This is a genomic window from Mesorhizobium sp. M0040 (assembly GCF_040323505.1).
GTDB lineage: Bacteria > Pseudomonadota > Alphaproteobacteria > Rhizobiales > Rhizobiaceae > Mesorhizobium.
This window is the reverse complement of record NZ_JAMYVA010000125.1, coordinates 1-1,620: the sequence shown is the minus strand read 5'-3', so window position 1 is coordinate 1,620 and position 1,620 is coordinate 1. Positions and strand designations below refer to the sequence as shown.

The 1,620-nt window shown below is 63.6% G+C and carries 1 protein-coding gene; it reads left to right on the top strand.

From position 1 onward, the window contains the following. Nucleotides 1–106 precede the first annotated feature (106 nt). Nucleotides 107–1,447 (top strand): IS1380 family transposase, encoded by a 1,341-nt coding sequence (locus NKJ91_RS33550; RefSeq protein WP_352458920.1) that lies wholly within the window; start codon nucleotides 107–109, stop codon nucleotides 1,445–1,447. The last annotated feature ends 173 nt before the right edge of the window (nucleotides 1,448–1,620 follow it).

The following is a 1,620-nucleotide window of genomic DNA, read 5'->3' as shown; positions in this document are numbered from 1 at the left end:
CCTGAAAAATTCACGGTGGGTTGGCGGATGTGGTTCAAGCCGTTGAAATGACGTAGAATTTGGTTGCTAAGGCCGATCCGAATCATTTCCGGAGACCACACCCGCCATGAATGATCTTACGCTGCCGCTGAGCGGCTTGTCATCTGTCGGCGGCAAGTCCGTCGTCGCCCGTTTCGACGGCGGCATGCTGTCGTCGGACAGTGGCGTTCTGGCTCTAGCAGAGGTGGAGAAACGACTGCGGGTGGCCGACCGTCTGGCGCGCTGCATCGATGATCCACGCAGCCCGGACCAGGTCATCCACAACTTTGCAGATATGATCGGCTTCCGCATGAAGATGATCGCCGCCGGTTACGAGGATGGCAACGACGCCAACCGGCTGCGTTCCGACCCGGTCTTCAAGATGGCCCAGGATGCGCCCCCTTCGGGTCGGGATCTGGCGTCGCAATCGACGATGTGTCGGCTGGAGAACCTACCCGATGTGCGCTCGCTGCTCGCCATGGGCCGGACGATGGTCGACCTCTACTGCGCCTCCTTCCGGCAGATTCCGAAGCGGATCGTGCTCGACATCGACGACACGTTTGACGCCGTGCACGGCAACCAGCAGCTCCGCCTCTTCAATGCCCATCACGACGAGTACGGCTTCCAGCCGATCGTTGTGTTCGATGGCGACGGCCGGTTCGTGTCTGCTGTCCTGCGACCGGCCAAGCGGCCAAGTGGGGCTGAGATCCGCGCTCACCTGCGCCGCCTCGTGCGGGCGATCCGGAGCAACTGGCCGAACATCCGGATCCTGATCCGGGCCGACGGTCACTATTGCAGCCCGCAGATCATCGACTGGTGCCGCGCCAACGATGTCGACTTCATCCTCGGCGTACCGCCCACCACGACCCTGCGCAAGCATGTCGCGGACCTGGAAGCCCGCACGACGGCGCGCTTTGAAGCGTCACCGAAGACGAACAAGGTCCGCAGGTTCAAGGAGTTCCTGGATGGGGCCGCCAGCTGGAGCCGCGTCGAGCGCATCATAGCGCGGGTCGAGGTCGGCGCCCAAGGTGCTGACACCCGCTTCATCGTCACCAACCTCGCCGGTGGAAAGGCCAAGGCGCTCTACGAAGATGTCTACTGCCGGCGCGGAGCGGCCGAGAACCACATCAAGTCCTGGAAGACGCATCTCGCCGCCGACCGAACGTCCTGCACAAGAGCGACGGCCAACCAGTTCCGGCTGTTCCTGCATGCCGGCGCCTACTGGCTCATGTGGGGCCTGCGCGCTGCGATGCCGAAACGCTCCAGCTTTGCCGTCGCGCAATTCGACACGCTGCGTTTGCGCCTCATCAAGATCGCTGCGCGGGTGGTCGAGATGAAGACGCAAATCCGCCTGCACCTGCCGACATCCTGCCCCGACCAACGCATCCTGCGCATCGTCCTCGATCGCATTCCGCGGCTCGCGACATAACCATGGGGCGCAGACGCCCCGAAACGAACCCGCCGACCGCAACCTGCAAACCCCACCTGCCATCACGACGGATCACCGCCGGCGCCTGACGAGGTTCGCGGAAAAGCGCCCAACAGCGGCCACATCGCCGCTTCAGGCCGCCAAAACCTCATCGCCGTGCATCAAGGCGGCTA